Source organism: Sporomusa aerivorans (assembly GCF_041428895.1).
GTDB classification, from domain to species: domain Bacteria; phylum Bacillota; class Negativicutes; order Sporomusales; family Sporomusaceae; genus Sporomusa; species Sporomusa aerivorans.
The window spans coordinates 1,061,558-1,086,541 of the sequence record NZ_CP156926.1; the positions used below are offsets into that span (position 1 = coordinate 1,061,558).

The following is a 24,984-nucleotide window of genomic DNA, read 5'->3' on the forward strand; positions in this document are numbered from 1 at the left end:
ACTGGGGGGCTGGATGTGAATGCAGCCAATACAGCCAATACAGCCAATGCTTATAAACGGCAGCAAATTTTGACGGCTACGCCGGCGGAACTGACGCTCATGCTGTATAACGGAGCTATCCGTTTTGTAACTGAAAGCATTCAGGCTGTTGATAAGAAGGAAGTTAAAAAGGCTCATGCTGCCAATATGCGGGCGCAGAGAATTGTGCGTGAACTGATGCTGACAACTGACATGAAGTATGAACTCTCCAAAAAGTGGATCTTAATCGATGAATATATATTGCATTGCCTGGTGCAGGGCAATATAAGAAAAGATAAGACCCAATTGGAAGAGGCCAAAAAGTACCTGATGGATTTTCGTGATACCTGGGCTCAGGCTATGAAAGCGGCGCGGGTGGATCAGGCTGCCGGCAATAATAGCGGCGCAGGTGTGATCAAGGCCTAAAGATAATACGGACAGGCAAGAAAAGGACTTCAGTGCGAGGTGATGCAGGGATGCTGGTCTTAGGTCGAAAACCAGGCGAATATGTTATGATCGGTAAGGACATCATGGTTAAAGTTATCAGAAGTGATGACGGCAATTTGCGGCTGGCTATCGATGCGCCAAAATCGACCAATATTATCCGCGGGGAATTATACGAAGATCAACTAAAAAAAGGCCGTACCCAGAATTAACTAATGTGGGCTACGTGTTAAAAGGACAGGCGCTGGCAGGTAATGTAGACATTATACTGTCCGGCGTTTGTTTTTTTATTTATCTCCTGCTTATAGAAGCAGGAGTCTTAGTGCGGGTTAGTAACAGGATAAATAAAAGAACAAATCAATAAAAACTAAATAAATTTTTGAACAATTTACTAATATTCGCCATCGAATTTTATAGTAGACAAGCAGGAAGGAGGCGCATAGCCACCGCAGACTCGTCGTTAGCGAGTCGCTCATAGCAAAATACTAACGAAAATGGTGCACGGAAGCTAAATTTTAAAACAAAAGGAAAATCAAGGAGGAATTCTATTATGGCAATGGTAATCAGTACCAACATGTCCGCATTGAACACCACCAATCAGTTAAACAAAAACTCGACACTTATGAACTCCGCACTGGAAAAACTGTCATCCGGTTATTCCATCAACAGCGCTGCCGATAATGCCGCAGGTCTCGCGATCTCCGAAAAAATGCGTGCGCAAATCGAAGGTTTGGATCAGGCCAGCAGCAACTCCCAGGACGCCATCTCACTGGCGCAAACAGCTGACGGCGCTCTTGACGAAACCAATGAGATCTTAAAGCGCATGCGCGAACTGGCTGTTCAGGCTTCTTCCGACACTTTGACAGACGATGACCGGAGCGCCATCCAGGATGAAGTGGACACACTCCGCCAGGAAATCGACCGTATTTCCAATGACACCGAGTACAATACCATTAAACTGCTCAATGGCAGCAGCGGCGCTTCAGTGGCTGTGACCAACGCCAGTGTAGCAGGTATTGTCACCACGGCAACAGCCAGCAATAATACCAAGTCCGGGAGCTATGACGTAGTATACACCTCGATTGCCACGCAGGCCACGACAGGAGTCAGCGGCATTACAACAACTATTGATAACACAAGTGCTGCAAGCGCTGCCGCTACCGTTATCAGTGATTATGCCGGCGATATCGAAATCAACGGCACGACTATCACCATTGAGTCCGGCGATACTGTTAAAGGCCTTATCGAGAAAATCAACAATGAATCCGATACCACCGGTGTAACAGCCTCGCTGGCTACCGACGCCAGCGGCAACTACTATGTCAAGTTGACCGACAGCACCTACGGGAGCAAATCATCGGTTACTTTAGAAGCTGACAGCGATACCCTGCAGGATCTGTTTGCGGCGATTGACAGCTCGTCATCCACCGCCACCAGCGTTACGGTATACGGCACAAATGCGACCGGTACCATCAACGGAGCTGTTGCTTTGGGCGACGGCAACACCTTGTCAGCTTTTGGCATTACCGTTACCGGCGATGATTCGAAACTGGCGGTTGCGGCAGCCAGCGCCACCGGTTATGCCTCTACCATTGCAGCTGTTACGGATGCGCTGGATGATTTAGTCAGCGCCATGTCCGCCTCCACTGCATCCACCTCAGTTGATGATGTAGCGGCGGCTACTGCCTATAAGGACGCTCTTTCCAACGGAAACGCCACCGCTATTAATAACGCGTTGCAGGCCTTGCTTAAGCAGGCGTCGATTTCTACTGATGCTTCAATATCGACTGCGTCCACTGGCTTGTTAGATGTCTACAAAAGCAAAGTAAAAGACGTGGCCGCTCTGAGTGTTGCAACCACCAGCGTTAATGTGGACGCCTCCAGCAGCCTGACGTTCCAGGTTGGCGCTAACTCCAGCCAGACTATGTCTCTTTCCATCGGCGATATGGATGCGAACTCGCTGGGTGTGGCCGGCAGCACCTCCGATACCGGTATTGACCTCAGCTCCGCCGAAGTGGCTACTTCCGCCATCAGCACCATAGACAAAGCCATCAGCAAGGTAGCGTCTGAACGTTCCAATCTGGGCGCCGTTCAGAACAGCTTGGAAAGCAATATCAACATGCTGGATACCGAGAGTGAAAACCTGACTTCCGCCGAATCCAATATCCGCGACACCGATATGGCTTCCGTAATGGCGGAGTACACCAAACTGAGCGTTATCACTCAAGCGGCTACCGCTATGCTGGCCAAAGCCAACTCGCAGCCGCAACAAGTATTGACTCTGTTACAAGGCTAATAAATATAAATCAGCAATTATATGATCGAAGCGCAAAAGCTCTGTTACTGCAGGGCTTTTGCGCTTTTTGGCAGTAACATTGGTTTACGGAGCAATAAATCAATTTAATAAAATTATAACAAGTTTTACGATATCAATAGTAGAGTCGACTAATGTCATGAAATAAGAGATCGTAAAGTCTTGATTTAGGAGAGAATTATAGTGGCGAAAATTTCCGCCTGTGTAATAACAAAAAACGAGGCTCAAAATATTGAGCGCTGCCTGCAAAGCGTCAGAAGTATAGTCAATGAGATTATTGTTGTCGATACCGGCTCCACAGACGCTACGGTAATGATTGCCGAACAACTGGGGGCCAAAATATTTCATTACCAATGGAGCAATGATTTTGCGGCAGCCCGTAACTACGCCCTGGCGCAGGCAAGCGGCGCCTGGGTTGTTTTTCTGGATGCCGATGAATATATTGCTGTCGGGACCGTTAAGAATGTCCGGCCGCTAATTGAGAAAATTCATGGTAACCGAAAGATCGAAGCTGTGAAGTGCCAAATGAATAATCTTGAGGGAATTGACGGGCCGGTCAGAAGTTCCAATCCAACCATCCGGATTTTCCGCAATTCCCCTCTGATCCGTTACCGCGGCCGTATCCATGAAGCAGTCTACAAAGGCGGTAAACCGCTTAAACCGATAGAAGTGACGAACCGTTTGCTTACCGTCTGTCATACCGGTTATACAAACAGCACCATTCTGGAAAAGGTGAGGCGCAACACAGCGCTACTGGAAGAAGAACTGGCAAGCGGTGGAGTTCGTACATTAACCTACTGTTATCTCAGTGATGGTTACTGGCGAAGCGGCGAATATGAGAAATCCATAGAATTTGCCAAACAAGCGATTAAACAGATGAAGGGCTTAAGGACAGAATTCGATTATAAGCCGTATGTGTTTTTAATAAGCAGTATGACCCGTCTAAAAACCTATCAGGAAGATGAAGTTACGGCCAGTTGCCAGGAGGCCGTGGCGAGGTTCCACCATCATCCGGAAATATGGCTGTTTCAAGGAATTTATTTCCAGAGTATTGGCCGTTGTGAGGAAGCGTTGGCCTCCTTGCTGAAGGCGCTGGCGCTGAACGATACTTATTGTGATTTTAACCGGAACAATGATTTTCCTGGCTTAAGCCCGGATGCTTATTTCGCTATTGCGCAAATTTATGAAATGAAGAATCAGCCTGCCAAGGCGCTTGATTACTATGCTAAGGTACTGCAGCGGAATAAACTGAAGAAGGAAGCCTTCCACGGACTGGTTTCCTTAATCAGAGAACAAGAGCCTGCGGATGTCATTTATTTTCTGAATATGATATATGACACTGCGTCAGAAGCGGACATCCGCTTTCTGGTCACAAACCTGTCCGAGCTTAAAGTGAAAAAAGTACTTGATTTTTATCACCACATTCTACGGGATACATTTAATGATAAAACCCTTAACGCGCTGGTATTGTTAACGAATTGTAGTCTTGAGACCGTACTGCCGGTTCTCATAGATGCCGGCCGTAAACAAGGCGGTTATACTGTGGAATTATTGGCAGTGGCAGCGCTGATTGTAAATGATTGTTCTGAAAGAACCGAGGTGCTGGGACCAAACGTTAACCCGTCGCTTAAAAACATTCTGGCCCTTTATTTCCAGCCTGATTCAGCCGCTCAGTTGGGAAACGGGGATTTGCCGGTTTTCTGCGACTTAGTCGGCGAATTACTGTATTTAGGCAGCCAGCAGCAAATGCAAAAAATACTGGAAATGGGAAAAAGATTTTATTTAAGCAACAACTGTTTTACCCGCATAAGCACACTCCTTTTGCACCAGCGCTTTTTTGGCTATACATTGGATATGATCTTGAATTATGTTAATCAAGTACATTTGGAATCCAAGCAATTGAGCCTGCTGTATTGTGATGCCGGTTATTGCTGTTACCGGCTAAAAGATTTTGCCGGGGCGGCGCGATATTTTGAACAAGCCCTGGAACTGGGGGACAGACGGCATTATATTTTTGATTTTTTAGATTGGTCATATCAGCAATGCCGTGAGCAAGCAATCAAAGAAAAATTCAAGATATTGAAAGAGTTATACAGTATTTAAGAACCGCTTGTCTATATAAAGCTAAAATCAAGGGAAAAGGATAAACTGCAATCTCATACCGGGATGTGGATTAAAATCTCACGAGGAAGGAATGACGACATGAAGGTAGTCATATTGGCTGGTGGTTTTGGCACGCGGATCAGTGAAGAATCGCATTTGAAGCCAAAACCTATGATCGAGATCGGCGAACGGCCAATTTTATGGCATATTATGAAAATCTATTCACATTATGGTTTTAATGATTTCGTCATTTGCCTGGGGTATAAAGGCTATTATATCAAAGAGTATTTTGCTCACTATTTTTTGCAGGAATCTACAATTACTTTTGACTTTCGGGTGGGAAACCAGCAGATTATTCACGACCATCAGGCTGAACCCTGGAAAGTAACGCTTGTAGATACCGGAAGGACTACAATGACCGGAGGGCGCGTCAAGCGAATACAGTCTTATGTGGGCAATGAACCGTTTATGCTTACGTACGGCGATGGTGTAAGTGATGTTAATATTCATGAGTTACTAAGCTTTCATAAGAAACATGGCAAGATAGCTACTATTACCGCCGTACAGCCGCTTGGCAGATTTGGTGCGCTGGCTTTGGCGGCAAACAGTAATGTACAAGCTTTTCAAGAGAAGCCCGAAGGGGATGGAGGCTGGATCAATGGCGGTTTTTTTGTTTGCCAGCCAGAGTTTTTCGATTATCTTGGCGGTGATGATACAGTCTTGGAAAAAGCACCCCTGGAACAACTGGTACAGCATGAACAATTAGCGGCTTATCGCCATACCGGTTTTTGGCAGCCGATGGATACTATGCGTGAGAAAAACAATCTGGAGAAGTTATGGAATTCTGATGAGGCGCCTTGGAAGCTCTGGGAGTAGGTGGGAAGCGGGAGAAAAAGGAGAATGCTGCTTTGAATATACTTGTACTAGGATTAGGTTTTGTAGGGCTTACTACGGCTTTAGGCTTAGCGGAAAAAGGAAATATCGTATATGGCTTTGATTCAGATACATCCCGCAATGACACGCTTTTAGCGGGTACGGTTCCGTTTTTAGAGCCAGGGTTGGAAGATGCTCTAAACCGTAATTTAAATGAAACATTTTTCATACAATACGATCTCGCTGAAGTAGCACGAAAAAGTGATGTTATTTTTATATGTGTGGGTACGCCGGCCGGGGTTGATGGAGAAACAAATTTAGACTATGTGTATTCGGCCTTGGATTCCATCATTCCGGTGCTAGCGGGCGATAAGTTCCGGGTTGTTGTTATTAAATCAACTGTCCCACCGTCTACTACTCGTGATAAGATTATTCCCTACCTTTCGGAAAAAGGTGCAATAGCAGCTGTTGTAAACAATCCCGAATTTTTAAGAGAAGGTAATTGCTGGAATGATTTTTTATATCCTGACCGAATAGTATGCGGAGCTTCACAGGAAGAAGCAATTCAGGCTATGCGGAATTTATACAGTTCTTTTAATGCACCTTTCTATGCAGTATCGCTGAATACAGGAGAATTTATAAAATATCTCTCCAATACATTTTTGGCTACCTTAATAAGTTATTCTAATGAAATGTCTATTATCGCCGGTACAATTGGTGATATTGCCGTTAGAGATGCTTTTCGCATACTGCATAAGGACAAGCGCTGGGTGGATTGCTCTATGCAAAGTTATGTATATCCCGGCTGTGGCTTTGGCGGGTATTGTCTGCCTAAGGATTTGGAGTCCATGATATTTCAAGCTAAGAAGCATCACTATAAGCCGCAAATTTTACAAAGTGTAATGGATATTAATATTTCTATGCCAGACTCTGCGGTAAAAAAAATAATAAATACTTCTTCACCCCAACAAGCAATTGGTATTTTGGGGCTATCCTTTAAACCTGAATCAGATGATGTGAGAGACACACCGGCTGCGAAAATTATTCATTTATTGCGTGAGCACGGCTATACGAATCTGAAAGCGTATGATCCGGTAGCTAATGATGCTTTTGCGTCATGTTATGCATTTGATCACATTGAGTATTGTTCAAGCCTGGATGAACTTTGTAATAAGTCGGACACAATTGCACTGGTTACCGCCTGGCCGCAATTTGCTGCAATAAACAGGAAGTTTCCGGATAAGCAATGGATTGATTGCAGGTATTATTTGGAGTAAAGGTGTGCGATTAGTATGACAGAAATCAGTGTAATTATATTGACATATAACAGAAAGCATTTATTACCGCGCTCAATAGAAAGTGTATTGAAACAATCTTTTAGCAATTTTGAGCTGCTACTGATTGATAATGGTTCGAATGACGGCAGCAGCGAGATATGTGATCAATATGCGCAAACTGATAAGCGTGTCCGTGCAGTACACACCGGCGGGGGAAATATTGGCTATGGACGAAACGTTGGTTTGGATGAAGCACGCGGAAATTATATTACCTTTGTAGATGATGATGACTATTGTGAACACGATATGTTAGAGTTTCTCTATAATCTTGCTGTAGGCCATCAGGCCGATATTTCTATTTGTGGCAGTACTTATTTTTTTGAAACTACTCAAACGTTTGCACCTAAATATATATTTGACAAATTACTGCTTTTAGATAAAGAACAAGGAGTTTTTGAACTTCTGGAAAGAAAGCGGTATAACAATGCAACGCCGACAAAACTTTTTTCAAAAAAGTTATTTGACGAAATCCGGTTTAAAGTATCAGGAAAATTTGATGATATTGCTATGACGTATAAAATTTTTGAAAAGGCCACGAAAACGGTTGCTTACGGTATTCCGAAATATTCTTTTGCGAAGCACGGAAATAATAATTCTGGTTTTATTCAATCAAATCAGTGGATGAACGAACAACTAAATGAATATATTATTGCAATAGAGGAGCGCAATGCATATTTGAAGCAGCGGCTACCCGGATTGGAAAATTATCTGCGTTACTCAAAATGGTCATATTATTTGTCAATGTGCGATAAATTTGATGCATTTAACATGAATGAGAGTCGGTCAGTATATGATTTCATGATGAAGGAACTGGAAAATAATCTGGATGAGTTTAGCAGTTATGTGCAGTATCATACGGAGAGAGATATGGATTTACTTAAAAAATTAGGGGGGAAATTATGATGGCTCAATTAAATGCATTTGATATGGATAGAGAATTACTTTATGAAAAGGTTCCGCTAGATACTCCCTTTAATGTAAACATTGAACCAACATCTCTTTGCAATATTAATTGCAAATATTGTGTACACTCACTTAGTACAACCGCTTTGCAGAGAACCGGATTTACCTTGGGATCAATGAATTGGAATGTTTTTCAAGAAGCTGTAAAACAAATGGATAAATTTCCAAGAAAGATTAAAAAAATAGCTTTTGCGGGGTTAGGAGAGCCTTTATTACACAAACAATTGCCAAATATGATAAAGGAAATAAAAAAAGCGGATGTTGCAGAGAAAACTTTAGTTGATACAAATGCTTTACTTATGACTCCGGATATAGTACATGAATTAGTGTCGTCAGGATTAGATGAGATTAAAATTTCGCTTCAGGGAATAACAAATGATGCATATAAAAAAACTTGCGGAGCAATAATTGATTTTACAAATTTCTACAAAACTCTTAAATACCTATATGAAAATAGAGGGAATTGTTGTATAAAAATTAAAATAGCTGATATTTCTTTGGATGATAATGAACGGGAAAAATTTTTTGATTTATTTGGTAATATATGTAATTATATTAGTATCGAACACATATATGATCAATTTTTGGATGTTACTGGTGAGTCGGTCTTAAATACAGATCATTGTTGTAACCGCTTTGGAAGCGAATTAAGAAAGTATTCTGTTTGTTCATTGTTATTCTATCGGATAAATATTCGTTGGGATGGTAGTGTGACCTTGTGCTGTCCGGATGGTCTTACTGATAAAAATCTTCATATATCAAAAATTGCACTTCAAGACATTTGGAATGGTGACATACGTCGAAATTTAATGAAAACTAATTTAACTGGAAAGTTAAGAAATATTTCTAAATGTAGAAATTGTAAAAACGTTGAATATTTGTTGCATCAAGAAGATGTTCTAGATGGGCATGAGAAAGAAATACTACAACGTTTGGGTTGTTGAATTTCTATTGCATAAGCAGGATACCACACGTTAGGCGTGGGGTTCCAAAAAACTTATAAAAGTTTTAAGACCTAGAATAGGAATGTATTTCAAAACGCGGCAACAATATAAGCGAAATTACAAGAATAAAGTCACGGTGTGAAATAAGAAATTATGTCATGGCGAAAAACTGAATTTTAGCAACTTGCCCCAACTGCCTATAATAAATTTGCTCTTTGAAGAGCAGTAGGGCAGGTATGCAAAAGCTGGATTGTTCGGCGAGTTTTGAGACTCAGCTAACACCATGCCCATATAGGACGTAAGCAAGCCGCCCATTTTACGGGTGGTCATGACTAAACTTAGATTCGGAAAGTAAAATACTAAAATTGGGTAAATATGCTGTCTAGAGAAAAATTCTTTTCAGCTTTTATAACCTTCCAAGCTATGAAAAATCTAAACTTAGTAAGTTTTCTTTCGAATCTAGGTTAAAAGAGAGGCCAAGCTAAATGAACTATAAAGTAACAATTATCACAATTGCATATAATGCAGAAAAGTATATTCATGCTTGTGCAAAAAGCGTTTTGAATCAATCTTATAATAATATCCAATGGCTTGTGTTAGATAATGGATGCACAGATTATACCAGAAAAATTATTGAAAAATACATAAAAAAAGATAAACGAATTAAGTTAATCGTGAATCAAAAAAACTATGTTATATTTCCTGATGAGAATCAAACAATTAACAAATGGATTGATATGATGCAGTTTGTAGAGGGGGAGTATTTTACCACGTTAGATAGTGATGATACGTTAGACAGGAATTTTATAAAAAAATTAATTGACGCTGCTCTAGATAATGATGCTGATATTGCTGCTGCCGGTACAACTATGTTTAAAGAAAAATATCCTATGAGTAAAGGTGAGAGAATACCACCCGCTTTTTGCGGAAGTCCTAAAGAGATGACTACAAATTTCTCTGCCTTTTATGGATCATTTCGCACTCTGTGGGGAAAGTTGTTTAAAGTAGCTATCTATTTTAAGCATAAAAAATATCTTCATGATGCTCCAGGTTATTTAATGAATGGTATAGATACATTTTTTTGCTTAAGATTTTTAAGCGTTGCCCAAAAAGTCGTTTGTTTAAATGAATCACTTCATTCATATATGATTAGAAATGATTCCATATACTCTTCAAATTTTCATTCAGAACGTTGGAAATGTTACGATCTATTATATTTTGAAGCAAGAAGACTGCTAGAATTGTGGAATGGTCTAACACCCTCAAATCATTGTTTTATATTAAGTGTACATTATTACTCTATGATAGATTGCATCCGAGTTTTATTAAATGTAAATATAGCTATTGAAGATAAGCTGCAGTTTATTCAAAATATAGTTACTAATAAAATACTTCAGTACGGATTAGCGCAGTTAAATGATAGAACATTACATGATGAAATAAGCAGGTTAATGTTGGATATACTATCTAATGATGATACATCCGAAATTTGTTATAAATACTTTATTTACCGTCTTTATAAAGCTAATCAAATTAAAATTTCAGATCAAATGGTTGGACCGCTTTGTACGATACTTTATTTTTCCGCTCTTTGTGATAAAGATAACTCTACTTTGTGGGGAATGGAATATTTTAAGGAATATGAAAGCAATGCTATACCCAAATGGATGATTAATCTATTTGCAAAATATAACTTGAATATTATAAATCTAATGAATTATCCATCTATATTTTGTGCTCTAATGAACGGCGACTTTCAATATATTCAAGAAATTGGTAAAAATGTTCTGGATGATAAATATATTCAGCAAATTAATTCTGCCATAAAATCCCTAACAATTAATCAAGCTAATTATAATGCCATTCTTCAAATAAAGCATTCAATTCTGGTAAATTTTGAGAAGGATAATTTGGAAGCAGCACTGAATGAATTGCAAAAAATTATAGCCATTAGAATATTTGATGAAGATGTAATATACTTCATTACCTATTTTAATATGTTAATTGGCAATAGAGACAATGGTAATGCTTACGCTTATTCCGGATTAGCCTTTTATGACAGTCGGCCAATTCGCAAACTGTTAGTTAAAGTATCCGGTTGACCACAGTAATGATATTTTTGAGAAGAAAGAGGTATGTTAATTATGGAAAACAAGTTTATTGTATCTCCTGGAAAGCACTCTGATCAAGAAAAGCAAATGCGTAATGAATTCTTAGAATTTTTTCTGAATAAGAATCCCGTACCGAAAGAGGAATTGTTTTATAATATAGGTTTGTATATTAATCGCCAAACACTAAGCCGTATTATATATATGAATGAATTATATCAAAAAATCCTAGATGTGCCAGGTGTAATAATGGAGTTTGGGGTTAGATGGGGGACAAATCTTGCTCTTTTCGAAAATTTTAGAGGAATGTACGAGCCGTATCGCAATAACCGAAAGGTGATTGGCTTTGATACTTTCAGCGGGTATCCTGATGTAAGTGAGAGCGACATTAATAAATCAAATGCCGCCTTTATGAAAAAAGGTGCATATGATATGCCGGATAACTATGAAGAAATACTGGACTATATTTTACGGTATCATGAAAAAGAAAGTCCCATATCTCATATAAAAAAATACGAAATTGTTAAGGGTGATGTGTGCAATACATTGTGTGAATATCTGGAGAATAATCCTCATACGATGATCGCGCTAGCTTATTTTGATATTAATTTGTATGAGCCTGCAAAGGAGTGCTTAAAGAGAATACTACCACATATGGCAAAGGGAAGTATAATTGGTTTTGATGAACTTAATTATTCAGGATTTCCCGGAGAAACTATTGCACTCAAAGAAGTATTAGGATTACCCAATGTTCGTATTCATGCATCAAGGACTTTTCCTTCGTGTTCTTTCATGTATATTGAATGAGGAACAAACTTGCGAGGAAATAGATGAGGTGACAGTTCCTGGTGTCTTGCTAGCTATGAATATTGCGGATATTTTTACCAATATTTATTTACCGACTATATAAAGCTAATCAAATTAAGAATTCAGATCAGGTACTGAATACAGAAGGTGGAAATATGCAACGCATCTTATCTCTTTTCCTAATTCTCTTTTTCCTCCCGCTGTACGCCGCCAATGCGCAGAATGTGGAGTATGCCAAAAACTCGCTGGGGGATAAGTATTATTTTGTAACGGAATCCATCAAAACAGGCGGCAACAACATCTTTGTATCCGCCGTGCGGGAATTTAGCGTTGAGCGGGGCGGCGCCGCCAAAAAGGTATTCGCCGTTGTGTTTAACACCGGGGAGAAAAAATACAGGTTGCTGGCGGCGGCAACCTTAAGCGCTGATGGTAAGGTAGTCGAAAAGAGGGAGTATCCGCAGGCGATCTGGCAAGCGATTGCCGGGAATTCCGCGGAGGCGGCGCTTTTGAGCGCGGTTACCCGCTATCTTGCGCAAAATCCCGCCGCTGCCGCCGGCGGAGAGCCAAAAGCGCCGTCTGCCAACAGGCAGGCTACCGCCACAGGGTTCTTCATAACCCCTACGCTGATAGTGACAAATAATCATGTGGTGAATGCCGCCAGGCAAATTGAAGTCATTTACAACAATGAGCTGAAAGCGCCCGCCACAGTCATTCGTGTTGACCCCGCTAATGATCTGGCCCTGTTGGAGGTGCATGGCCTCGAGCAGAGCGTTGTTCCGCTGGCGCTGGGGCAATCAGACACGGTCCGGGAAGGCATGCGGATTTACGCCGTAGGCTTTCCCCTGACGGCCTATATCGGTCTAACGGCCAAGATCAGCGAGGGGATTGTCAGCGGGACTGTCGGCTACCGGGGAGACACCCGGCAATTTGAAATCAGCGCTCCCATTCAGCCGGGCAACAGCGGCGGTCCGCTGCTTAACGAAAATGGCGAGGTAATCGGAGTGGTGTCGGCGGAACTGGGCAGAAAATTTGTTGATAAGACAGGCATCATTCCGCAAAATGTTAATTTTGCTATAAAATCCGACGGTATTCAAAATCTCTTGGGAAATCAACTGGACAATCCTGGTTTGCCGATACCGAAGCGGCAGAAATCTGTGCTTGACGCTGTCAGTATTATGGAACTGGCTAAAAAAGGCATAGTGCGTATAGCGGTTATTATGAATTAAAGCCAATAAAAAAACTTCCTTGCCGGCAGATAGCTGCCGTAAGGAAGTTTTCGTTATGTATTAATGTATATATTGTTTTTGGCTAATTTGCCGTATTTGAGGTTGTATTGTCTTTCTGCAGGTAATAGCCAACGCCCCATACTGTTTTGAGGTTGGAAAGATTAAGCTTTTTGCGCAGGTAATGGATATAAAGGTTAACTGTTGTAAACTCAGCCTCGGAAAAATAGCCCCATACCTTTTGGATGATTTGTTCCTTGGTCACTACGCGGCCATAGTTGCGGATTAATAACTCTAAAAGCTGTGATTCCTTTAGTGTAAGCTGTACTACTTCGCTGCCTTTCACAACCTGGCAGCGAAGCGGGTTAAGCACAATATCATCTGCAGCCAGTACATTTTCCGACAAAGTCTTATTTTGCCGCCGCGTTAGCGCTTTAAGCCGTGCTAACAATTCTACAGAATAAAAAGGTTTAACCAGATAATCGTCGGCGCCTGCATCCAGACCTTCGGCCCGGTCTTCAGGAGAGTCTTTGGCAGTCAGAAAGATAACTGGCGTATCATGCCCCAGGGCGCGAAATTCTTTTAGTAAGGAAACACCGTCCTGATAAGGCAGCATCCGGTCCAAAACAATTATATCATACACGCCGGTGCACGCCATTTCCAGCCCAGTCTGACCATCAAGCGCGTTATCAACAACAAAACCGTTTTTACGTAATAAGTGAGATAATGATTCTACAAGTTTACTTTCGTCCTCCACCAGTAATAATTTCATGTAAAGACATCCTTTAAACCACTACCTTGTGAGAAATTTTCCATCCTTGGTGTCTACATCTATTTTCGCAGATAAATGTTAGAAATATATTTAAATCTAATATTTATTTTAAAAGTTACGTATTGCTCTTGCCCGGGATTTCAACGGTAAAGGTAGTTCCTGCTCCCGGCGTACTGGACGCTGTTATTGAACCGCCATGGCTTTCAACAATCCACCTGGCAATAGCCAGCCCCAGGCCGGATCCTCCCTTCTGCCTGGATTGGTCGACTTGATAAAAGCGGTTAAATATTTTATCTAAATGTTCAGCTTCAATTCCTTCACCGGTATCGGTTATCGTAAGGATAGTTTTACTGCCGGTGTGGGAAAGCACCAGCAACATGTTCCCGCCGGGAGGGGTGTGACGGAGTCCGTTATCTAACAGGATAGCAATTACCTGCTTTAGCCGGGCTTCATCGCCATATACTTCTATGAACGGCGGGGCGTCGACCGCAAGATGAATCTTTTTCTGGATGGCTACGGCCTCAAAAGGGGCGACAGCCTGGATAAGGGCTGTAGACAGGCAAATGTTCTGCTTAGCCAGGGGTTGGTGATTGGAGTCGGCCCGGGCCAGAAACAGCAGGGAATTGACAAGGTTCTGCATACAGAGAGACTCTTCCTGGATGTTTTCCAGCCATTTATCCTGACTGGCCACCGTTTCATCAGGGCTTGCGCGGACAATATCCAGGTTGGTCTGGATGACGGTTAGGGGGGTGCGCAGCTCATGGGAAGCATCAGACAAAAAATCCTGCTGTTGCTGCCAGGCGCGTTTAATAGGAATCATAGCACGGCTGGCCATAAAAAAGCTGGCTCCGAAAGACAACACGGCGCAAACGGCTCCCACCGCTAATAAGGCCGTAAGAATTGACCGCAACATGTCGTTTTCCTGGGTAAAATCATGAAGGAGAATAACTGTGCCTGTTTCATTGGCGAGCGGCGCTTTTAAATAGAAATAAGAGGTTTGCCCAAAAGCAAGAGTTTCTTCGGGAACACTTTGCTCCAGCACCAATGCCGCGAGGGATTCCAGATTGGCCGAATCGAGCGGCTGGCCGGATGACTGAAAAGTGATCGCACCGGCCGGATTGGTTTTAACAAAAAAGAAATTCGGACCGGGTGGGCCACCGTAAGGAGTGTCAGGGGGACCCAACGGCGGAACTACAGGCGCCGGACCAGCGCCTGGCGGTCCTTCAGGCGCCCTGTCCCGAATATTACGGCGAGGCGGCCAATCGGTCAGCTTGCCTGCCTGGATGTCGGTCATAAGTTTTTGTGCCAGCGACCGGGTGTGCCTGTTGAGATTTATTTGCGCAAACCAGTAGGCGCTGGCAATGAGCATTAGAAACAGGACAAGAATAATGGATACATTTATTAGCGTAAGTTTAAGGCGCAACTTCTGAAACATGCTTGCCTCCTGCGAATTGCCTCAACACCGGTGCGTGTATATACGGCATGTTTATCCATACTATATACCACATCCTGAAAAAGATTTCCTTCATTAATTTTAATGTATCTGTACAAGCAGTATTGATTATTTTGGACTTTTGTTCCGTATGGTGAAATATAACGTAGACACCAGCAATGTATTGAAGGAATTTTTTCTCATAAAGCGTATTAGATACATCATAAGATAGCATTGCGGTTTATAATGTGGAACAACTGCGGCAATGTTACTGTTGCTATAAGCCGGTATAGTTCAAAATAACACATAACGTGTATTAGGAGGACTTAAGATGGAAATCCGACATTCAGTTCATCCGGAAGATGTAAAACGATTAACGGCTGAAGAACTTAGAGAACGGTTTTTGATTCAAGGACTGTTTCAGCCTGATGAAATTAAAATGGTCTATAGCCATGTTGATCGCATGATTGCGGGCAGTGCCTGTCCGATTCAGCCTTTGCCCCTGGAAGTCGGCAAAGGACTGGGAACGGAATACTTCCTGGAAAGAAGAGAATTAGGGGTAATCAACGTCGGCGGAGCCGGTGTGGTTAAAGTTGACGGCACCGAATATGCGCTGGCAGCCACTGACGGATTGTATGTGGGCCAAGGTGCAAAAGAAATTATTTTTTCAAGTGCCGATGCGGCTAAGCCGGCCAAATTCTATCTTAATAGTGCGCCGGCGCATGCTGTCTGTCCAACTGTCAAGATTGAACGCCAAAGCATTACTCCGGCCCATCTTGGTGCTATTGAGAGCTCCAATGAACGCAATATCTACAAATACATTCATCCCCAGGGCGTAAAAAGCTGTCAGTTAGTAATGGGCATGACTGTTTTAGAGCCAGGCAATATGTGGAACAGTATGCCTTGTCATACCCATGATCGCAGGATGGAAGTCTATTTTTACTTTAACCTGCCGGAAGATGCTGCTTTGTTCCACTTAATGGGTGAGCCGAATGAGACGCGGCATATTGTCATGAGAAATGAAGAGGCTGTTATATCACCCAGCTGGTCTATCCATTCGGGTGTCGCCACCAGCTGCTACACCTTCATTTGGGGGATGGCCGGCGAGAACCAGACCTTTGATGACATGGATCATGTTGCGATGAAAGATATCAAGTAACTATGTCATGCCAATAATATGAAGGGTGGTATCAAGCAATGAAAATGTTTGACTTGACAGGTAAAGTAGCTATTGTTACCGGCGGTTCCGTAGGCTTAGGCCAGGGTATGGCTGCTGGCCTGGCTAATGCCGGCGCCGATATTGTCAGTGTAGGCATTGGGGATCACTCCGAGACGGTACAGAAGGTAGCTGCCGCCGGCCGCAAATGTCTGGCTGTAGATGCCGATTTATTCAGCACCAAACCTATTCAGGGTGTTATTGACAAAGCAGTAGCCGAATTTGGCCATATTGACATTCTTGTTAACAACGCCGGCATAATTCGCCGGGCGGATGCTGTGGACTTTACCGAAAAAGACTGGGACGACGTAATGAATATTAATATTAAAACCGTCTTCTTTTTCAGTCAGGCTGCTGCAAAACAATTTATTAAGCAAGGCGCCGGCGGCAAAATCATCAATATCGCCTCGATGCTTTCCTACCAGGGCGGTATCCGGGTGCCCTCCTATACTGCCAGCAAAAGCGGCGTTATGGGTATAACCCGCCTAATGGCCAATGAATGGGCTAAACATAACATCAATGTCAACGCCATTGCGCCAGGGTATATGGCTACTGCCAATACGGCGCCGCTACGGGCCGACGAAGAGCGCAGCGCTGAAATTTTGGGCAGAATACCGGCAGGCCGCTGGGGTACGCCGGAGGATTTAGCCGGCCCGGTGGTGTTTCTTGCCGCACCGGCTTCCGATTATGTTAATGGTTATACGGTAGCTGTCGATGGCGGCTGGTTAGCCCGATAATAAATTTAGGATCAACAAGCTTACACAAGTAAGCTTAGCCGCTTGGCAAAAATCAATGCGAGCGCCTCGGCATAAGGGGGCGCGCACAAGCAAGGAATATGACATAAAGGGTGATATAAGTGATATTAGGATATGTAGGTAATACTGAAAAAGAAGCTATTGTAAAGTTGCCAGCGTTGCAAAAGGGGCTGCAGTACTTGCGGGATACCGATTTTTCAACCCTGGAGATCGGCAAGCATAGCATTGACGGCGACAATATGTTTGCCATTGTTTCGGAGTATGTTCCTGATGTAAAGGAAAATCGGAAAGCGGAAACTCACAATAAGTATATTGATATCCAATATATAGCGGCCGGTGAGGAGATTATGGGTTTCGCCGATCTGGCAAACGGTACGGAAAAGCCGGAGGGCTACCTGGCGGATAAGGATGCTACCTTTTATTCGACGGTTAAAGAAGAAATTGATATAACCGTAAAGCAGGGAATGTTTGCTGTGTTTTTCCCCTGGGACATTCATCGGCCTGGCTGTGTAAGCCAGCCTGGTGTAAAAGTGCGTAAAGTGGTATTAAAGATTAAAATGGATCAATTACGATAAGACCGAGCGCTGGCAAAAAAGTAAAAAATAATGTATTATTAGTGGTAAACCGTTTCTATGGAGTTATGAAGGGAGAAATGTTGGTGGCTAGCTTAGAAGTTCAGTCTCTGCAGCGGACATTTGACATCTTGGAAGTTGTCGGCAACAGCGTTACTCCGGTTAGTCTCAAATATATCACAGATGCAACCGGGTTGCCGAAATCAACTGTTTATCGCCTTCTGAGCAATCTGGAGAAGCGGGACTATGTCCGGTGCGACACCAATGGCAATTACCGGCTGGGCCTTCAGTTGCTGATGATGAGCCAGCGCGCTGAACAGAATTTTGATATCAAACATTTGACCAGAAAGTATTTGCATCAGTTGAACGAATTGACGAAAGAAACAGTTCATCTGGGGATTTTGGCGAAGAACCGGGTGCTTTATGTAGATACTGTGGAGAGCCCTCATGCTCTGCGGCTTGTTGCCAAACTTGGCACTACCAACGCTATGCATTGTACGGCATTGGGCAAGGCGCTGCTGATAAAACACGATGATGCAAAAATCAGGGAGATGCTGGAAGCCGAAGATATGGAAAAGAGAACGGAATTCACGTTGTGTACACCGGATGCTTTTCTTACCGAGATGACGAAAATCCGTCGCCTGGGATATGCGCTGGACGATTGTGAAAGTGAGCTGGATGGCCGGTGTATAGGTGCTCCGATTTATGATAATACCGGTAAAGTGATTGCGGCGATAAGTATCTCGGGTTTGGCTTCACGATTTGCCAGGGACTATATTGAAAGCCAAGTTGCCGGTAGGTTGCTGGAATGTACCGGAGAAATATCCAAATCGCTTGGGTATGCAGATAGATAAAGTAGACTTAGCTTCAGTGGGGTTTTAACCTCATCTGAAGGTTATTCGCCGGATAAAGAAACATTTTTTAGCGCCATTCCACTGTGAGGAATGGCGCTTATGCTTTTTTACATCTGGCATAGGATTTCATATTGCGAAATATCTTTATATTTTGAATTTAATGGCAGGATATTTTGTGCTCCACAGCGTATATTTTCCGTAGAATAAAAAAAAGTTTCACATTGTGAAACACAGGGCGATTTTCCCAGAAAATAACAAGGAGGACAGTATATGAACAAAAAGAGACTTTTAGCCGCTGCGATGTCTGTGCTGGTGGCCGGTTCCATGCTGTTGGCTGGTTGCGGACAGAAGGATGTCAAACAAGCGGGAAGCAAACCGGAGGGAGCTGCGTACAAATTTCGTCTGGCTGAAAGTAACCCGGCAGAGCATCCGGTAACCTTGGGCGATAAAAAGTTTGCCGAGCTGGTTAAAGAACGTTCTAATGGCCGTATTACGATTGATGTCTTTTCCGGCGCCCAGTTAGGCGAAGAGAAAGCAGTGCTGGAACAAGTGCAGTTAGGCGCTATAGAATTTACACGGGTAAGCGCATCACCCTTAGGCGAATTTAACAAGCAAATGAGTGTGTTTTCCCTGCCTTATCTTTTTGATAGTGAAGAGCATATGTGGAAATTTCTTAAAGGTGAAATGGGCGAAAAGATGTTGAATGACCTACAGCCGTCCAGAATGAAAGGATTGGCTTATTATACCGGCGGAGCACGGAGTTTTTATTCGGTTAAGCCACTTACCGGCATAGACAGTCTGAAGGGCTTAAAAATCCGGGTTATGCAAAATAAAATAAATATGGATATGGTTGCTGCTCTGGGAGGCAGCGCAACACCTATGCCGGCCGGTGAGATATTCAGCGCATTACAAACCGGTGTAATTGATGGCGCTGAAAACAATTACCCGACTTTTGTAGCGCAAAATCACTATCAGTCAGCAAAGCACTATATACTAGATGCTCACCAAAGAATTCCTGAAGTGCTTTTGATCAGTAAAGTTATCTGGGATAAGTTATCGCCGGAAGATCAGAAACTCATAAAGCAGGCGGCATTGGATTCGGTAGATTATCAACGGGACATCTGGGCTAAAACCGAAAAAGAAGCAGAAGCCAAAGTGCGTGATGCCGGGGTAACCATTACCGAAGTAAAGGACCTGAAACCCTGGCAGGCAGCTGTTAAGCCGGTTATTGACAAATACAGCGCCGATTTCAAAGAGGCGCTTGACGGCATTGATAAGGCGCGTAAATAAAAATCAGCTAATTTAAATATTAGTGTTATGTATAAATAAAAACTAGAACTCCCGAGTACGAGAGTTCTAGTTTTTGTTTTTCCGCTGCCCAGTAATAGTAATATGGGTTAATGATGATACCGCAGGCTTTTATTTTGCTAAAGGGATAGCTCTGGTAAGCTTGGCATGCGCCAACATAAACTGCTGTTCTGAAATGGTCTTATTCTTCATATAGTCCTCAAAATACTGCCAGGATTCTTCTTCATTTAAGATACCGCTCTGGTTTTTTATATAGGAAAAGGTACCTGTCCGGATATGTCTGGAGCCGAAGGCGCGCAGCGACAGAGAACTTACATACTTGGGGTTGGGACTCATGTTAATTTTAACGGTATGGTAATCACACTTATTAAAATGTAATGATGCCAACGCTTTCGCAGAAATTCTTATCATAAAATCCAATAGAAGCTGGTTAGCAATCGGTCTTGCAAAACAGCACCATAGATGGTAGCCGCGTCCGCTCTTTATATTTACGGTTTCCATGCCGTACTCTCCCAGATGTTGCTGCAAAAAGTCTGCGGTAAGGTCTACTGCCGGTATATGCTCATTATTATTGACTTTAAAGTTGTTGTCTAAATTGAAGCAGAGCGTATTATTGGCTGTATCATCAAAATAAAGACATACATTATAATCCTGATTTACATGTCCCTGCAGCAGTTTTCTTCTATGCTGCTCCGAGACCTGTAACAGCCTGTACTTATGAATAAAATTGTTTTCCATTTGTACATAATCTAACGTTATCTCATTACCTGTTAGTTGTTGGATAAAATCAAAACCATAATTTTTAGTTTCTATCTTAACTTTATCCCTGCGCATTGTTCGATAGAATGCTTCCAGCAGTTCTACTTTGGCAGCCATTGCTTTATCTCCTCAAAATGGTTAAATCCTTTTGCCGTAAGAGGTTTAGGTAAACTATGGTGCTTAGGCATAATCGGATAATACACCGCAATGCCATATTGCTCACCATGGATAATATTTAAATTATCATCATCAATTAAATAAGGTACGCTCCATAACTTACAAAAGACAATTTTGTTAAGGGCCATAAATAAGTAATCATAAGGAATATGATTGTTTTGCAGCCACTTTTTAGTAGCTTCTCCCGTTAATCGCAAATTTCGTTTTGTACAGATAACGATTTTCCAGCCATTGTTTTTTAACCAATGCATAAACTGTACTCCAGCCAGGTTAGCCTGTGCCGAGCGATAGCACTCTTCATGTATGCGATAGCGGAAATCCGAGAATTTAGATGTTAAAAATTCACTTGTGGCGAAGGCATCGTGTTTGATCAGTTCGAGATAGGTATTAAATTCTTCATACGACAGTCCGTAAGAATCGCTGAATGTAAATACAGAACCCGCTAAGGTATCTGAGAAATTATTTAGTACATTATCAATATCAACGGCTACTATTTTCATAGGATGCACCTCATATGGGCATGGCCGATTATTTTTGGCGATTAGACTCTTTTATTGTCGCATTTGATTGTTGGAAAAATATTTAGAATCAGCCTATATTAGTTAATTAAGGTATTTTGAGCAGTATATCCTGTAATTCAGTGATAGCATTGCTCAGACGGATTACATCCTGCTCCTCCAGGTAGCCGAGCTTTTCCTCTAATATAATGAATATTTTTTCTCTGAGGGCAGCAAGAAACTCTAGCCCGGATGCAGTTATACTTATTTGAATAATTCTGCGGTCGGTACTGTCATATTCTCTCTGGGCAAATCCCTGTGAAACAAGCTTGTCAATGATAGGGGTCATTTGCTGCTTGGACATTAGCATTTCTCTGGAAAGTTCCGTCATAGTATGCCTTTTTTCCTGCAGACTTGACAGAACATGGACTTGAATCGGGCTAAGAGCAGGTTTAAATTGCTGCTCAAGCGGTCTTACAAACTTTTTCTCCAGAAGAGGCATTAAATAAAATATTTTTTCCGCCGCTTTTAGATTACGCAAAGAAAAACCTCCTGATTTTTTATTGACAGTATACCATAAATAAGTTAACATTCATATATAGTAAACAACTATTTACTATATATGAATGTTAACTGTAAATAAATATTTAATAAAATTATTATACCATGATTTGTAGCAGCTATCTAAAATTATACTTTTTGACAACGCCAGGTAAATTCTAAGATATTTAAAGGAGCAATCTATGATCCCATCTCTCGTTAGTCAGTATGATCGTCAAGTGGAATCTTTGCCAATCATGATTTCATTGTTGCTGGGGGCTTTTCTTGGCATGTTTAGTGAAATGTCACTAAACGTTGCATTAGGGAGTTTAATGCAGGATTTGAATGTGTCAGCCATAACAGTCCAATGGCTGACAACCGGTTATATGCTTGTTATCAGTATATTGATTCCCGTGTCAGCATTATTGCTGCAGTTATTTTCTACCAGACAATTGTTTTTATGTGCGTTGGGCCTTTTTACGGGAGGAACATTAATTGCCGCCGTTTCCTCTTGTTTTGAGGCGCTTTTGTTTGGCAGGCTCATTCAAGCAGCCGGGACCGGGCTATTTATACCGTTAATGCTTAACACAATATTACTCATTAGTCCGGTGGAGAAGCGCGGTTCGGTCATGGGAACGGTAGGACTGATTGTAATGTTTGCTCCAGCTATTGCGCCAACAGTGGCTGGTTTAATTTTGCAGTATATGCACTGGCATTGGCTCTTTTGGGTGCTGGTTCCATTTCTGGTTTTTGATTTAGTATTTGGCTATAAATTTATGCAAAATGTATCAGAAATAAAAAAAGTCAAAATCGACTATTTGTCTATTGTACTGTCAAGCATAGGTTTTGGCGGTTTGGTGTACGGGTTAAGCAGCCTGGGAGAAGGCGCTGCGACCAGCTCTTTGCCGGCAGCCATACTTTCATTGGCGATTGGCATAGTGGTGTTGATACTTTTTATCTGGCGGCAATTAGTGATGAAAGAGCCCCTGCTTAATTTAAAGGTATTTACGTATCCGATGTTTGCGCTTGGCGTATTGTTAGTCATGGTTGCGATGCTGATCATATTCTCCTTTCTTGTGCTTACCCCTTTATATCTGCAAAATGGGCTTAAATACTCTACTTTTACGGTCGGACTGGTGCTTTTGCCTGGTGGCGTTCTTAACGGCCTGATATCCCCGCTTACCGGACACCTGTTTGACAAGTTTGGTCCTAAGCGAATGGTTATTCCCGGTATGGCAATTGTTGCAGTAACGTTAGGCTTTTTCTCAGGAGTAACAAATACGTCAACATTGCCTGTAATTATTGTACTGCATTGCTTTCTGATGATTGGCGTGTCCATGATTATGATGCCGGCACAGACTAACGGGCTTAATCAGTTACCACGCAAGCTGTATCCGCATGGAACCGCTGTCATGAATACCATTCAGCAATTGGCCGGGGCGGTTGGAACGGCTTTGAGTATCACCGTTATGAATGTTGGTCAGCACCGTTATTTGGCAAGTCTAACAGAACCAGGAATGTCAAAACTTAGCGATGGGCTAATTGCCGGCATTCAAGCTGCCTTCACGTTTGGTTTTTGGTTAGCGGTTATCGGCGTGTTAATGGCTATGTTTATCAAACGGGGCAATCGTTTGCAATCAGAATAGTTTTGGGAGGTTTCGTATGAGAAGATATCTACAGCATTTACTGATAAGCATTCCTGTCATGCTTTTGCTGGCGGCAGCCCAACCGGTGTTTGCCGCCGCGGTGGAACTATCGGTAGAGGACAGTATAGCGCTGGCCTTAACAAATAATTATGACATTAAATATGCAAAATCAGCCAGGGAAAAATCGTTTTGGGCTATGAAAGAAGCCAAAAAAAATAAAGGACTTTCCGTCAATTTAACTCATACCGATCAGCGGTATAACACTCCGCCGGCGGAGACCGGAACATCTTCCTATGTGTACACGAATAATTTTGATAATCAGCTGACACTTTCTGTACCCTTGTATTCCGGCGGTAAACTGGAAGGGCAGATTGAACAGGCCAAGCTGGATCTTAAGGTCGCGGACCTGGACATGGAGACTGCTAAGCAGCAACTTAGGCTCACGGTTGTGAGCGACTACCTTACCGTCTTGGAATACCGCACTGAAGTACAGATCAATCAGGAGACAGTTAAGAATTATGAAGAGCATCTGCAACTGGTTAAAGATAAATTTGCTTTAGGGTTAGTCGCTAAAACCGATGTGCTGTCAAGTCAGGTGGATTTGGCCAAAGCGCAGGACGATTTGATTACAGCCCAAAATAACTACACAAATGCAGTGGCAGCCCTGAATAATGATCTTGGTTTGCCGCATAGTACCGAAATTGCGCTTAAAGATGATTTTACCTATGCAAAGTACCCCAAGTCTCTGGCGGAATGCCTGCAGCATGCTCTGGAGCACCGGCCTGAGCTGGCGCAATATGAGGCCAAAGTGGCCAGCGCCCAATATGATGTAGATATCGCGAAGAGCGGCCGGCGGCCGTCGGTTGAATTGACTGCTGAGCAGGACTGGTATGACAGTCATTTGATAGGGTCAAAAAACAGTAACTGGCTGCTGAAAATAACAACATCACTTAATGTTTTTGATGCCGGTATCACCGACTCCCAAATTAAGCAAGCCCGGTATAATGTGGATATGGTGATGGATAAGGCAAAGCAGCAGCGCGATACTATCCTCCTAAATGTGCGTCAGTATTATCTTAGTATGTACGAAGCTGAAAAAAGAATTGATACCAACAAGGTATCGGTAGAACAGGCCGAAGAAAGTCTAATGATCCAGAAAGCACGTTATGAAGTTGGTATTGGCACCAATCTTGATTTGCGTGACGCGGTATTGTCGCTGGATTCTGCGAAAAAGGATTATAGCCAGGCGTTGTACGATTTTAACACCAACAAGGCAAAACTCGAGCAGGCTATGGGCCTGCCGGTGCAATAGACGCGCTAAG

Annotated in this window: 23 protein-coding genes; 18 read left to right on the forward strand and 5 right to left on the reverse strand. The window is 42.5% G+C overall.

All coding sequences use genetic code 11. From position 1 onward, the window contains the following. Positions 1-15 precede the first annotated feature (15 nt). The 11 genes from fliS to SATMO3_RS04835 all read left to right on the forward strand — a co-directional run bounded on the left by fliS (position 16) and on the right by SATMO3_RS04835 (position 13,137). Positions 16-444 (forward strand): flagellar export chaperone FliS, encoded by a 429-nt coding sequence (gene fliS, locus SATMO3_RS04785; RefSeq protein WP_371378248.1) that lies wholly within the window; start codon positions 16-18, stop codon positions 442-444. 50 nt (positions 445-494) lie between these two features. Next, entirely contained in the window at positions 495-674 is a 180-nt protein-coding gene (locus SATMO3_RS04790; RefSeq protein WP_371378252.1) for a carbon storage regulator, read from the forward strand. Between the two features lie 338 nt (positions 675-1,012). Next, positions 1,013-2,758: a flagellin gene (locus SATMO3_RS04795; RefSeq protein ID WP_371378255.1), complete on the forward strand. Its 1,746-nt coding sequence runs from the start codon at positions 1,013-1,015 to the stop codon at positions 2,756-2,758. A gap of 201 nt (positions 2,759-2,959) precedes the next feature. Continuing rightward, on the forward strand, positions 2,960-4,879 hold the full coding sequence (locus SATMO3_RS04800; RefSeq protein WP_371378258.1) for a glycosyltransferase: 1,920 nt from the start codon (positions 2,960-2,962) through the stop codon (positions 4,877-4,879). Between the two features lie 99 nt (positions 4,880-4,978). Then, positions 4,979-5,755 carry a glucose-1-phosphate cytidylyltransferase gene (gene rfbF, locus SATMO3_RS04805; protein ID WP_371378261.1) on the forward strand — a complete coding sequence of 259 codons (777 nt, stop codon included), beginning with the start codon at positions 4,979-4,981 and terminating at the stop codon, positions 5,753-5,755. 32 nt (positions 5,756-5,787) lie between these two features. Then, positions 5,788-7,029, forward strand: a complete 1,242-nt coding sequence (locus SATMO3_RS04810) for a UDP-glucose/GDP-mannose dehydrogenase family protein (protein ID WP_371378264.1) — start codon at positions 5,788-5,790, stop codon at positions 7,027-7,029. Between the two features lie 15 nt (positions 7,030-7,044). Then, on the forward strand, positions 7,045-7,992 hold the full coding sequence (locus SATMO3_RS04815; protein ID WP_371378267.1) for a glycosyltransferase family 2 protein: 948 nt from the start codon (positions 7,045-7,047) through the stop codon (positions 7,990-7,992). Beyond that, positions 7,989-8,996: a radical SAM/SPASM domain-containing protein gene (locus SATMO3_RS04820; RefSeq protein WP_371378270.1), complete on the forward strand. Its 1,008-nt coding sequence runs from the start codon at positions 7,989-7,991 to the stop codon at positions 8,994-8,996. The genes SATMO3_RS04815 and SATMO3_RS04820 overlap by 4 nt, the downstream gene beginning before the upstream one ends. Positions 8,997-9,481: 485 nt before the next feature. After that, positions 9,482-11,098, forward strand: coding sequence for a glycosyltransferase family 2 protein (locus SATMO3_RS04825; protein ID WP_371378272.1), 1,617 nt, complete (start codon positions 9,482-9,484; stop codon positions 11,096-11,098). Between the two features lie 42 nt (positions 11,099-11,140). Then, complete coding sequence (locus SATMO3_RS04830; RefSeq protein ID WP_371378275.1) at positions 11,141-11,911, forward strand: hypothetical protein; 771 nt, start codon at positions 11,141-11,143, stop codon at positions 11,909-11,911. 155 nt (positions 11,912-12,066) lie between these two features. Then, on the forward strand, positions 12,067-13,137 hold the full coding sequence (locus SATMO3_RS04835; protein ID WP_371378278.1) for a S1C family serine protease: 1,071 nt from the start codon (positions 12,067-12,069) through the stop codon (positions 13,135-13,137). An 82-nt stretch (positions 13,138-13,219) separates the two neighbouring features. Here SATMO3_RS04835 and SATMO3_RS04840 read toward each other — a convergent pair whose 3' ends face one another. Beyond that, positions 13,220-13,906: a response regulator transcription factor gene (locus SATMO3_RS04840; RefSeq protein WP_371378281.1), complete on the reverse strand. Its 687-nt coding sequence runs from the start codon at positions 13,904-13,906 to the stop codon at positions 13,220-13,222. Positions 13,907-14,021: 115 nt separating this feature from the next. Beyond that, positions 14,022-15,341: a sensor histidine kinase gene (locus SATMO3_RS04845; RefSeq protein WP_371378284.1), complete on the reverse strand. Its 1,320-nt coding sequence runs from the start codon at positions 15,339-15,341 to the stop codon at positions 14,022-14,024. Between the two features lie 328 nt (positions 15,342-15,669). Between SATMO3_RS04845 and kduI the strand changes: the two genes are divergently transcribed. From kduI to SATMO3_RS04870, 5 genes are all read left to right on the forward strand, one after another. Then, positions 15,670-16,497 (forward strand): 5-dehydro-4-deoxy-D-glucuronate isomerase, encoded by an 828-nt coding sequence (gene kduI, locus SATMO3_RS04850; protein ID WP_371378287.1) that lies wholly within the window; start codon positions 15,670-15,672, stop codon positions 16,495-16,497. Positions 16,498-16,535: 38 nt separating this feature from the next. Next, entirely contained in the window at positions 16,536-17,291 is a 756-nt protein-coding gene (gene kduD, locus SATMO3_RS04855) for a 2-dehydro-3-deoxy-D-gluconate 5-dehydrogenase KduD (RefSeq protein WP_371378290.1), read from the forward strand. Between the two features lie 119 nt (positions 17,292-17,410). After that, complete coding sequence (locus tag SATMO3_RS04860; RefSeq protein WP_371378293.1) at positions 17,411-17,884, forward strand: YhcH/YjgK/YiaL family protein; 474 nt, start codon at positions 17,411-17,413, stop codon at positions 17,882-17,884. Between the two features lie 77 nt (positions 17,885-17,961). Continuing rightward, complete coding sequence (locus SATMO3_RS04865; RefSeq protein ID WP_371378296.1) at positions 17,962-18,735, forward strand: IclR family transcriptional regulator; 774 nt, start codon at positions 17,962-17,964, stop codon at positions 18,733-18,735. A gap of 270 nt (positions 18,736-19,005) precedes the next feature. After that, positions 19,006-20,025: a TRAP transporter substrate-binding protein gene (locus tag SATMO3_RS04870; protein WP_371378298.1), complete on the forward strand. Its 1,020-nt coding sequence runs from the start codon at positions 19,006-19,008 to the stop codon at positions 20,023-20,025. Between the two features lie 129 nt (positions 20,026-20,154). On the opposite strand, the gene SATMO3_RS04875 is transcribed toward SATMO3_RS04870, so the two are convergent. The 3 genes from SATMO3_RS04875 to SATMO3_RS04885 all read right to left on the reverse strand — a co-directional run bounded on the left by SATMO3_RS04875 (position 20,155) and on the right by SATMO3_RS04885 (position 22,017). Further along, complete coding sequence (locus tag SATMO3_RS04875) at positions 20,155-20,919, reverse strand: hypothetical protein (protein WP_371378301.1); 765 nt, start codon at positions 20,917-20,919, stop codon at positions 20,155-20,157. Continuing rightward, a complete protein-coding gene (locus SATMO3_RS04880; RefSeq protein WP_371378304.1) occupies positions 20,904-21,479 on the reverse strand; it encodes a hypothetical protein in 576 nt (191 codons plus the stop codon). The genes SATMO3_RS04875 and SATMO3_RS04880 overlap by 16 nt, the downstream gene beginning before the upstream one ends. Before the next feature lie 106 nt (positions 21,480-21,585). Further along, positions 21,586-22,017 (reverse strand): MarR family winged helix-turn-helix transcriptional regulator, encoded by a 432-nt coding sequence (locus tag SATMO3_RS04885; RefSeq protein ID WP_371378306.1) that lies wholly within the window; start codon positions 22,015-22,017, stop codon positions 21,586-21,588. Between the two features lie 202 nt (positions 22,018-22,219). Here SATMO3_RS04885 and SATMO3_RS04890 point away from each other — a divergent pair, with 202 nt between their 5' ends. Together SATMO3_RS04890 and SATMO3_RS04895 are read left to right on the forward strand one after the other, a co-directional pair. Further along, on the forward strand, positions 22,220-23,662 hold the full coding sequence (locus SATMO3_RS04890; protein WP_371378309.1) for an MDR family MFS transporter: 1,443 nt from the start codon (positions 22,220-22,222) through the stop codon (positions 23,660-23,662). Between the two features lie 16 nt (positions 23,663-23,678). Continuing rightward, positions 23,679-24,974, forward strand: a complete 1,296-nt coding sequence (locus tag SATMO3_RS04895; protein ID WP_371378312.1) for a TolC family protein — start codon at positions 23,679-23,681, stop codon at positions 24,972-24,974. Positions 24,975-24,984 lie beyond the last annotated feature (10 nt).

Excerpts from the sequence above, each read along its gene's own strand:
- SATMO3_RS04875 (WP_371378301.1), bottom strand. The coding sequence starts at position 20,919 with ATGGCTGCCAAAGTAGAACTGCTGGAAGCATTCTATCGAACAATGCGC.
- kduI (WP_371378287.1), top strand. The coding sequence starts at position 15,670 with ATGGAAATCCGACATTCAGTTCATCCGGAAGATGTAAAACGATTAACG.
- SATMO3_RS04825 (WP_371378272.1), top strand. The coding sequence starts at position 9,482 with ATGAACTATAAAGTAACAATTATCACAATTGCATATAATGCAGAAAAG.
- rfbF (WP_371378261.1), top strand. The coding sequence starts at position 4,979 with ATGAAGGTAGTCATATTGGCTGGTGGTTTTGGCACGCGGATCAGTGAA.
- SATMO3_RS04790 (WP_371378252.1), top strand. The coding sequence starts at position 495 with ATGCTGGTCTTAGGTCGAAAACCAGGCGAATATGTTATGATCGGTAAG.
- SATMO3_RS04845 (WP_371378284.1), bottom strand. The coding sequence starts at position 15,341 with ATGTTTCAGAAGTTGCGCCTTAAACTTACGCTAATAAATGTATCCATT.
- SATMO3_RS04895 (WP_371378312.1), top strand. The coding sequence starts at position 23,679 with ATGAGAAGATATCTACAGCATTTACTGATAAGCATTCCTGTCATGCTT.
- kduD (WP_371378290.1), top strand. The coding sequence starts at position 16,536 with ATGAAAATGTTTGACTTGACAGGTAAAGTAGCTATTGTTACCGGCGGT.
- SATMO3_RS04865 (WP_371378296.1), top strand. The coding sequence starts at position 17,962 with ATGTTGGTGGCTAGCTTAGAAGTTCAGTCTCTGCAGCGGACATTTGAC.
- SATMO3_RS04840 (WP_371378281.1), bottom strand. The coding sequence starts at position 13,906 with ATGAAATTATTACTGGTGGAGGACGAAAGTAAACTTGTAGAATCATTA.
- SATMO3_RS04820 (WP_371378270.1), top strand. The coding sequence starts at position 7,989 with ATGATGGCTCAATTAAATGCATTTGATATGGATAGAGAATTACTTTAT.
- SATMO3_RS04880 (WP_371378304.1), bottom strand. The coding sequence starts at position 21,479 with ATGAAAATAGTAGCCGTTGATATTGATAATGTACTAAATAATTTCTCA.
- SATMO3_RS04830 (WP_371378275.1), top strand. The coding sequence starts at position 11,141 with ATGGAAAACAAGTTTATTGTATCTCCTGGAAAGCACTCTGATCAAGAA.
- SATMO3_RS04870 (WP_371378298.1), top strand. The coding sequence starts at position 19,006 with ATGAACAAAAAGAGACTTTTAGCCGCTGCGATGTCTGTGCTGGTGGCC.
- SATMO3_RS04815 (WP_371378267.1), top strand. The coding sequence starts at position 7,045 with ATGACAGAAATCAGTGTAATTATATTGACATATAACAGAAAGCATTTA.
- SATMO3_RS04890 (WP_371378309.1), top strand. The coding sequence starts at position 22,220 with ATGATCCCATCTCTCGTTAGTCAGTATGATCGTCAAGTGGAATCTTTG.
- SATMO3_RS04795 (WP_371378255.1), top strand. The coding sequence starts at position 1,013 with ATGGCAATGGTAATCAGTACCAACATGTCCGCATTGAACACCACCAAT.
- SATMO3_RS04835 (WP_371378278.1), top strand. The coding sequence starts at position 12,067 with ATGCAACGCATCTTATCTCTTTTCCTAATTCTCTTTTTCCTCCCGCTG.